Source organism: Cryomorphaceae bacterium (assembly GCA_007695365.1).
Lineage (GTDB): Bacteria > Bacteroidota > Bacteroidia > Flavobacteriales_D > SKUL01 > SKUL01.
Genome location: REDV01000067.1, coordinates 23,816 through 32,745, shown reverse-complemented (window position 1 = coordinate 32,745; position 8,930 = coordinate 23,816). Strand labels below are relative to the sequence as shown.

Genomic DNA, 8,930 nt, shown 5'->3' with positions numbered 1-8,930 from the left:
AAACTAAAGAAAGTACCACTGTACACTTCAGTAGATGAGAAAGATGCTGTTGCATTGCAGGTGTTCCCCAATCCCGCCAATGACCGGGTAACTTTTCGGTGCAGTACCTGTACGGTTCGTTCTACAATTCTCATCTTCGACGTCAGCGGCCGCATAATCAGGTCTTTTGATCTCGGCGATAACTACGAAGGCCAGGTACTGTGGGATACCCGCCACGAACGATCCGGCATGTACTTCTACCAGCTTTGGCAGAATAACCAAAAAGTATCTGCCGGTAAAGTCGTGGTACAACACTAAAAGCTGTGCTTCTAGTATATGTTAAGACTGAAAAGGGTTACTGCATTCCTGGGCGCTGCGGTTCATACTAAAAAGACCACTTCAACACCACTGCCCCGAGGTAGCCGGCCTGTGAAAGTATACTGCCCTGCCTGCCCATAAACAACTGCGAAATAAACATGAAATCGAGGTTTTGGCGCACACTCCACTCTACCGAAGGAGAGAGAAACATACCGCTTTCTGTGGGGAAGTAAAAAGCGGCAAGTCCGGTACTGAAAACCGGCGAGAACGGATAGCGCCACGTGGCAAACACGGCGTGATCTGTAAACGAGAGGTTGTCGGCAGAGAGCGGCTGTACAAAGAGCATCAGGTCGGCTTCCACTCCCCTGCGTTGTTGGTTAAAGAGGTATTCCACCAGCACATACATGCCGTTGCCAAAGAGGTAATCCGCAGAAAAAGCAAGCACCAGGTTGGATGCTTCAATGCCTTCAACAGGCTCAAGATCACTAAAGAAAGTTACCTCGCCCTTGAAGCCTGCAGATTTAATGTTTCCTGCCCAACCGCCCCCCAGTGCGAGTCGGTTGCGAAAGTACCCGGCAATAGCCTGAAGGTCGTAACCGCTGAAGTTGGCACTGTAGAGCATGGCCGCTACGGATTCGTTCAAAGTTCGCCCGGGGGCAACCGCTACCTCAATCCTCGACAGTGAGCCCGCAAAGTACTGCACCCGCAATGCGTCGGTACCGGGACGTTCTTCGTAGTCGAAATCAAAAAAGGAGTAGGTATTAAAAAGGTCGTTGGGATTGGATACCATGTTAATACCCCAGTTAATACGCTGCCGACCAGCGCGAACCCTCCACTTGCCTTTCTCTATATCCACAAAAAACCGGTCGGGTGTAGTGTGCATCATCCACGAGCCTTCCTGAAACAATACCCATGAGGCATCAATGGCACCAAAATCCTGCTCAAGAAATGATCGGTAGAACGGCACATTTCGCACATTGTATCCCTGAAACACACGCGTACGCAACCCGGCGTGTACTCTTACGGGTTCGGCAATTTGCCAGTTGAAATTGATGCGGTTGTGCACCAACTGGTCAAAGAAAACCTCATCGAGGTCGCTCGAGAGCCTCAACGACGGAAGGTACTTCACATAACCGTCGAGCCTCGGAGCCTCCGGGTAGGTCTGAGCGCTGAGTACTCCTGATATCAGCCATGCTACCCACAACGTGACGCAACGCAAACTCACCGCACAACGTCTTCGTCAATTTTGCCATCCACCATTTTAACCACGCGTCGCACGCGGTCAATCACCCGCTGATCGTGGGTAGAGAAAATAAAGGTTATTCCCTCCTCATCATTGAGTTGTGCCATGATATCAAGCAACCGAAAGGCTGCTTTGGAATCGAGGTTGGCCGTGGGTTCATCGGCCAGAATAAACCGGGGTTTGGATGCCATGGCCCGCACCACAGCCACACGCTGCTGCTCACCTCCCGAAAGCTGTGCAGGGCGGTAATCCATCCGTTTGGAGAGGCCTACCTCATCAAGCAAAGTGGTCACACGCTCGCGGATCTCAGACTCGGGTCTGCCCTGAAGCTGCATGATAAAAGCAGCATTTTCATAGGCTGTAAGTACAGGTATAAGGTTGAAATACTGAAAAACAAAGCCTATGTGCTGCAACCTAAAGTCAATCAACTTGTTTTCAGACATTTTATCAATACGCTGCTCGTCCACATACACCTCTCCCGATGTGGGTTTGTCCAGCCCGCCAATCATATTGAGCAAGGTGGATTTCCCCGAGCCCGATGGACCAATCACGCAGGTGAACTCTTTTTCCTCAAAGCTCAGGGTAACATCGTTCAGAGCGTACACCGGCACTTCGTCGGGGTTGTAGATGCGGGTGAGGTTTTGGGTGCGGATTACAGACATAGCAATTCTATCTTTTGGCGGATTCAGCGGGATTGAGGCGCATGGCCCTCAGTGAAGGGTATATGGAAGCAATCAAAGCCGTGAGCATCACAAACAAGATCAGCGTGATGAAAAAAGCAGTCTCCAGTACGGGGTAAATTACCGGCGAGAAGCCGATTTCTTTCATCACATCGTCAAAGGCAGACAGGTCAATTCCTACCCTGCTCACCCACGAAACAATAGCCCAGGAGCCCACAATTCCGAATACTCCTCCAACCAACGATAGCGCAAGGGTTTCGAAAAGAATGAGTGCAAAAATGCGCTGCTTGTTCATGCCAATGGCCATCATCATACCGATTTCGCGGGTGCGCTCGTACACGGCCATCAGCATGGTATTGAGGAGTCCAAAGGCGAGTCCGAGCAGGATAATCACAAGAAAAATGTAGGCAAATACATCGCCCGCTTCAACCAGAACGCTCATCTCCGGGCTCACTTCGTTCCAGGCGCGCACGTGCAAACCGGGAAACATCACTTCCAATTCTTTTGTCATGGCGGGGATGTGATCAATATCGGTGAGCAGAAGGGCCATCTCGTGAAACGAATTTCCAATATTAATCTGGTTGTTGAGATAATCCATGTGAACGAGTGCAAAACTCTCATCATAGCGGGTGTAGCCCGTTTCATACAGACCGGTAACCAGGAAGGCCGCGCTGACCATGTTGTGGTCAACATCCTGAAACGTGAGCACCACCCGGGAACCCACCTGCACGCGCATTTTTTCGGCGAGGGCGCTCCCCAACAGGATTTCATTGGTACCGTGCTTTTCGAGGTAATTTCCTTCCACCACATTGTTGTGAAAACCGGTGGTTTGCTTTTCATTTTCAGGCAGTACTCCCATCAGCTCAACTCCGCCCGTATAGGTGGCCGATGCAATCATGCTGTGTACTTTTGTGCGAACAGTAGCCGCGCGAACCATTGGGTTTTCCAGTACCCGGTCGAGTTGGTCGCGTGGCACACCGGTGTGCTGATACACTTCCTGCTGACCCACAAAATCGGGATGATGCAACTGAAGGTGGGAAATTTGGTTTTCAATAAACTCGTGAAATCTGGACTGCATCATTCCGTTGATCATGGCCGAGGCAAACACTCCGGCCGTAAGTCCCAGCGCCACGGCCATCATAATGGTGATGCTCCGCAACTTATTGCGCCAGATATTTCTCCATGCCATTCGCAGTATCATGGTGTCTTATTTTCGTGAAGCATCGAGTATGTTCAATGTCATTATTCTGCTAAGCGGATAGGCCACAATCACCATACTGATGAAAAACACCATGGTGCCCTGCTCGGTAAAAATGCGTGGGTCGAGTGAGAAAGGCAGCACCGCATCCATTCCGTACTCGGCCATGAGCGACTCCAGTTCTACGCCGAGGCCAATGGGGTTGAAATAGAAATAGAATATCACCGGAAGCGACAAAAGCGCTCCGATGAGCACCCCCATTCCGTTGATGATAAGTGTTTCTACAAAGACCACCAATCCCAGTTTCCAGCGGTGAAGCCCGAGGCTTATGAGCATTCCGAATTCTCGTTCGCGCTCAAGGGTCATGGTGAGCACCGTTCCGAATATTCCAAAAGCAATGACCACATACAGGATGAGCAAAAATATTTTGGTACCCGCCTGGTCGAAGGCAATGGTACGAACCAGTTCAGGTTGCAATTCCTCCCAGGTATATACACTGTAGTCATGGAGTAGTGAAGATGCCGCCAGGGCATCTGCAAGCTGCTTGTGGCGCGAATGATTGCGCGGAGTAACCATCAGCGAAGTAAGGCGATCGTCGGCCATAAAGAACCACTGTGCATCATCGATGGTGAGGTACACAATCATTTCGTTGAGTTCGGGTACCGGGTGATGGATAATTCCGCCCACGGGCCATTTTCCGGCAGCTGTCATGCCGTGAAAACCCTGACCGAGCATGACGAGTGTGTCGCCCACACCGAGCTCTAGATTTTGGGCCAGCCCCAGGCCAATGAGCGCAGTGCCACTACCCTCTTCAAAATAACTGCCCTCGCGTAAGCGATGACGCACATCGTTGAAGCGCGTTTCCTGCCCGGGGTCAATTCCCATAAGCAATACCACCCTCGACTTGGTTTCGCCTGCTGCCAGTGCGTGGCTTTCGATGCGAGGCACGAGGTAATCGATGGCCGGAAATTCCTCAAGCAGGGCCTTCTCCAGTTCATCACTGTAAAACATGGTATTGTCAATGGAGGGCTCTTCTTTGAAAAGCGTATCCTGAATTCGGATGTATCCGGTTGAGAAACCAACCACATTCTCCACCATTTGCTCTTGCGAGCCCCTGTCAACCGACTCGAGTGTAATAGCCAGGAAAACCGCAAAAACCACCGAGAATACGGTGATCCATGTGCGGCGTTTGTTGCGCCAAAGATTGCGCCATGCCAAAACGATTAAGGTGAACATGCGCTATGGGTATTTGCCGGTTTACACATAGAATTATCGTACGCGTTGCAGGTTTTGAATGGAGAAGAAAGATACGTCGAGGCCCGGACTAAAATCGGCCGATTCCTGAACCAGCACGGTTTTATGTCCTTTTTTATCGTGCGGAGTGAGTTCCATGCGTGCAGGAATATCCCTTCCGCCGAGGTCTTTTACATCACTGAAAACAATGGTATTCACCAACTCCATACGTTCGTCGTATTGCTCAGTACGTAGCTGAAAGTAGTGTTCAGAGGAAACCCAAACCCATACTTTGCCCCAAACCACCGCTGCGTGAGGCTTGGGAATCATCTCAATTTTGTAGCACATGTATCCACCTGTTTCTTCCTGCCCCAGCAGTTTGTGTTCGTAATCGGTGATGGTTGAGCTTTCGCGCACGAGGTCGTCGTTGGTAAAATCGCTCCCCATCCACGATTGCGACATCATGGAAGGTGGCAATTTAATGAGCCGGTCAATGGAAGGCATCCAGTTCCAGATTTCCTTGTCGCGCTTGAGGTAGGCAATACCGCGATCGCGCGCCGGTGCTGTCACAAGAATCAACGAATAGTCTTCGCCCAGGGCCCAGCTTTTCATGCTCATGCTGCGGGTATAGCGGGGGCGTACAATTTCCATGGTAACCTCCATATACACTTCGTCGCCGCGCATGCGATCTTCCATTTTGCGGATAATCTCGCCCGCATCCTGGGCAATGCCCGTCAAAGCCCAGAAAAATGCCAGCAATAGAATGGAGAATGATTTCTTCATGATGGTTCAGGGTTGGGTCATTTCGGCCTTTACTGCGCCTACCAGTGCGCCAATATTGTCTTCCAGGTAGTGTGCCGTACTTTTTCGCACGCCCGAAATTCGTTTTACCAGGAATCGCTCAAACCAATTGAGTTTATCAAAATCAAAAGCCCCTCCAACTGCTTTCACACAAAAAGCGTGTTGCTGCAATGGTTCCGGGAACGCATTTTTAAGCTGCTCTGCAAATGCCGGCTCATTCATTCCGCACATAAAGAGTGCCAGGCGACTTTGCAAAAGCGCCTGCTGCTGGCTTTCGCAATACTTTTTTACTTCTTCGAGCATGTTTCCGGCATACACCGGACCACCTACCACACGGATTGCCGAAGAATCAATGACTGGTGAGGGATTTTCTTTGAGGTCGTACAGCTCACATTGAGCAGCACCCAGCTCTTGTTGGAGGCGCTCAACAAAAAGGCGGGTTCCTCCTCGTCTGCTGGCGTAAATGACGGCTACTTTTCCAGGCATAATTCATTCATTGAATGACAAAAGTATGATTCATGGCCGCTCTAAAAAATGACATGAGTCAGTAAACAATTAGCTTTGGGATTGGCCCTAAAGGGCATGTTATTTGAGGGTCGTACTTTTACCAAAATTTACCGTTATGAATCACTTTCAACTCCGATGGCTTGCTCTTCCCCTTTTATTACTGGTAACTGTTGCGTGTAACCGCGACGATGAGGAGGAGGAGGTCAGAAACTACGCTCCTTCGCTGCCTTCCGGACTGGAAGCACTTCATCACGACACTTACAATGTGGATGCACCTGTACTGGAGCCCGGATTGTACGAGCAAGGTGCCCGCTTCTCTCCTGCCGATCAGCAGAATCTTCAAGGCGGAAAACTGGCCGGTATACAGTTTTACGTTGCCAGCGAGCCGCTTAGCTCACAAGTCCGTGTTTACAAAGGTGGAACCCAAAGTCCCAACGATTTGGTCTATTCCTCCAACATCACGCAATTGAACCGCAACAACTGGAATTTTGTCTCCATTCCAGATACCATCAATATTGCTATCGAGGACAACCCTTTGTGGGTTACCATTCGTTTTCAGGTGGCCACAGAGGGCCGCTACATCGGCTGCGATCCGGGGCCTGCGCACGGGCATGGCGACTGGATGTGGGCTGAAAGCGACCAGGTGTGGTCGCGCTTTCTGAATCGCACCGGAGCCAGCATTAACTGGAATGTCCGCGGTGCTGTGCAACCCTGAGAATAAGCCTTGCATCATTCACCAATAGCGGTGAATAAAGTTCGTAATCCACTGTTTTTGGCATGGGTGCTTCTGTTAACTTTGCGTCAAACAGAACAACCATGAAAAACCTACTTTCCCTCGGCCTGTTACTGGCACTATTGGCGTCTTGCAACACTCAGGAGCTTGAGCAGCGCATAGAACAACTGGAACACGAAAAAACGCGGCTCGAAATGGAGTCGGCAAACAAAGACTCTGTACTGGTGGCATTTGATGAAAGCTTTGCCACCATTTCGCGCAATCTCGCCATGATTCGCGAAAGTGAGGAAACCATTCGGCTGGAAAGTAAAAACATTGAACTCTCTACCGATCAACGCGCGGCCATTGAAGCCGAAATTCAGGACATCAACGCCCTGCTGCAGGCCAACAAAGAACAGATTGCCCAGCTCAACAAAACCGTTTCCAACTACAAAGGCGAAGTTGGGCGCTACAAGAACATTGTTGACGGGCTGGAAAGGCAAATTGTAGAAAAGGACAAACAAATTGAAGATCTCAAGCAAAACCTGGTTGCCGCTAATTTCACCATTGATATTCTCAATAAGATGAACGAGGAATTGGCTGCGGAGATCCGAAAAACGCAAACCAATCTCGACCAGCTCACCACTACAACCAACGAGGTGTACTACGTAATAGGCACCTTTAAAGAGCTGAAAGAATTGGATATTGCCGAGCGTGCGGGACTGATTGCGGGCAAAAAAATGCGTCAGGATTTTAATCGGGATGACTTTGTGACCATTGACAAGCGTGAGGTTACAGAAATCAACCTGAGTTCTAAAAAGGCCGAACTGCTTTCACCTCACCCATCGGAAGCCTACACATTTGAAGGAGAAACAGACAAAGACTACAAGCTCATCATCACCAACCCCGAATTGTTCTGGAGTACCACAAGTTACCTCATTATTCAGATTAAGTAAACGCTGAATACTTCTTTATACAACAAGCGCGGCCCGACTTTCGTCGGGCCGCGCTTGTTCTAACCAATCATGTTAACCAATCTATTAACCAAATCCTCTCTTATTACGCATAAGCGCTAAAAAAGTTCCGGTGTAAAGCACTTTTTTGTGACTGCATTGATTTTGTGGAAATTCAATTCACTCCACACCCAATATTAATCGAAAGGGACTACGACATCAATCTCGCGAGCACTTTGGTATTGGAGAATTGCTCGAAAATAATTTTCAGCAACGCCGTAATCGGAATGGCGAGAATCAGGCCGGGGATGCCCCACAAAAACCCCCAGAACATCAGCATAATCAGCACGGCAATGATGTTGATGGAAAAACTGCGACCCATGAGGATCGGCTCCAGAATAGAACCAAAAACAACCTGAACTCCCACAAAAAGCAATGATATCCCCAGGGCTGTACCGGGCATGTCCTTCTCGATAAAAACAAAAACGGCCGCCAGCACTGTGGATATCACTGAGCCGATCATCTGCACAAAATTGATGGCAAAAGCGAGCAAGCCCCAAAACAGCGGGAAGCTAATGTCGAAAAACAGGCAAATCAAAGTGAAACCCACACCGGTACCAAGGCTCATAAAGAACTTCACCTTGAGGAACTTCACGATGCTCCGCTCAATGTTCATAAAGGTTTTTACGCTCCGGGTGGAATTCTTGAACATTGTGTCCGACATGATATCCTTGAAATTCAGCGAACCTGCAAGGAGCAGTATCAGAAAGAAAAGCGTGAGCAGAATGAGCGTAACAGTTTTTCGCACAAGGCCAAAGGTTATTCCGAAGTTATCGTACAGCGTATCACTTACACGCGGATCAGTGAGGATACTTTTGATGGCGCTGTCATAGGTATCTGCGCTGATACCGAGCATGCGTGCATATGGCACAATAAAGCTACCAACCTTTTGATCGAGATTCTGGTAGAACTCGCTCTTGCCGGCCACAATCTCCTGTCCTGAAAGCTGAACCACTTTTATGCTCACAAAAATGGTGGCTGTGATGATGATCAATACCAACAGGAGCGAGAGCACATGAGGCACGTTTCTTCTCGCCAAACCCCTTGCCATCGGCATAAATATCAGTGATATGAAAACAGCCAGAAGTAGAGGCACAAATATGAAAGACAGCAACTTCAGGATGTAAAATACCACGGGCACCGCGATAATCATCAGCAGTCTGTTGGTTGTGTGCAAACTCTTAAAATCCATCATGAGGAAAACCTCCTTCAGCCTTTGGAATCACCACCCACAGCATTGAGTTGC

10 protein-coding genes are annotated in these 8,930 nt (G+C 49.3%); 3 read left to right on the top strand and 7 right to left on the bottom strand.

Going from position 1 to position 8,930, the window contains the following annotated elements; translation table 11 throughout:
- Positions 1 to 297: T9SS C-terminal target domain-containing protein (locus tag EA392_04885; protein ID TVR40021.1), on the top strand; the 297-nt coding region annotated here is incomplete at its 5' end.
- A 67-nt stretch (positions 298 to 364) separates the two neighbouring features.
- On the opposite strand, the gene EA392_04880 is transcribed toward EA392_04885, so the two are convergent.
- The 6 genes from EA392_04880 to EA392_04855 are packed head-to-tail and all read right to left on the bottom strand — an operon-like array spanning position 365 to position 5,938.
- Positions 365 to 1,501: a hypothetical protein gene (locus tag EA392_04880; protein TVR40020.1), complete on the bottom strand. Its 1,137-nt coding sequence runs from the start codon at positions 1,499 to 1,501 to the stop codon at positions 365 to 367.
- 17 nt (positions 1,502 to 1,518) lie between these two features.
- Positions 1,519 to 2,202 (bottom strand): ABC transporter ATP-binding protein, encoded by a 684-nt coding sequence (locus EA392_04875; protein TVR40019.1) that lies wholly within the window; start codon positions 2,200 to 2,202, stop codon positions 1,519 to 1,521.
- 7 nt (positions 2,203 to 2,209) lie between these two features.
- Entirely contained in the window at positions 2,210 to 3,421 is a 1,212-nt protein-coding gene (locus EA392_04870; GenBank protein TVR40018.1) for an ABC transporter permease, read from the bottom strand.
- Positions 3,422 to 3,427: 6 nt separating this feature from the next.
- Positions 3,428 to 4,654, bottom strand: coding sequence for an ABC transporter permease (locus EA392_04865; GenBank protein ID TVR40017.1), 1,227 nt, complete (start codon positions 4,652 to 4,654; stop codon positions 3,428 to 3,430).
- 33 nt (positions 4,655 to 4,687) lie between these two features.
- The gene (locus EA392_04860) at positions 4,688 to 5,434 is read right to left on the bottom strand and encodes an outer membrane lipoprotein-sorting protein (GenBank protein ID TVR40016.1); all 747 of its coding nucleotides are present in this window, start codon (positions 5,432 to 5,434) and stop codon (positions 4,688 to 4,690) included.
- A 6-nt stretch (positions 5,435 to 5,440) separates the two neighbouring features.
- The gene (locus EA392_04855; GenBank protein ID TVR40015.1) at positions 5,441 to 5,938 is read right to left on the bottom strand and encodes a hypothetical protein; all 498 of its coding nucleotides are present in this window, start codon (positions 5,936 to 5,938) and stop codon (positions 5,441 to 5,443) included.
- A 136-nt stretch (positions 5,939 to 6,074) separates the two neighbouring features.
- On the opposite strand from EA392_04855, the gene EA392_04850 reads away from it, so the two are divergent.
- The gene (locus EA392_04850) at positions 6,075 to 6,674 is read left to right on the top strand and encodes a hypothetical protein (protein ID TVR40014.1); all 600 of its coding nucleotides are present in this window, start codon (positions 6,075 to 6,077) and stop codon (positions 6,672 to 6,674) included.
- 101 nt (positions 6,675 to 6,775) lie between these two features.
- Complete coding sequence (locus EA392_04845; protein TVR40013.1) at positions 6,776 to 7,627, top strand: hypothetical protein; 852 nt, start codon at positions 6,776 to 6,778, stop codon at positions 7,625 to 7,627.
- A gap of 208 nt (positions 7,628 to 7,835) precedes the next feature.
- Here EA392_04845 and EA392_04840 read toward each other — a convergent pair whose 3' ends face one another.
- Complete coding sequence (locus EA392_04840) at positions 7,836 to 8,876, bottom strand: AI-2E family transporter (protein ID TVR40022.1); 1,041 nt, start codon at positions 8,874 to 8,876, stop codon at positions 7,836 to 7,838.
- Between the last annotated feature and the right edge of the window lie 54 nt (positions 8,877 to 8,930).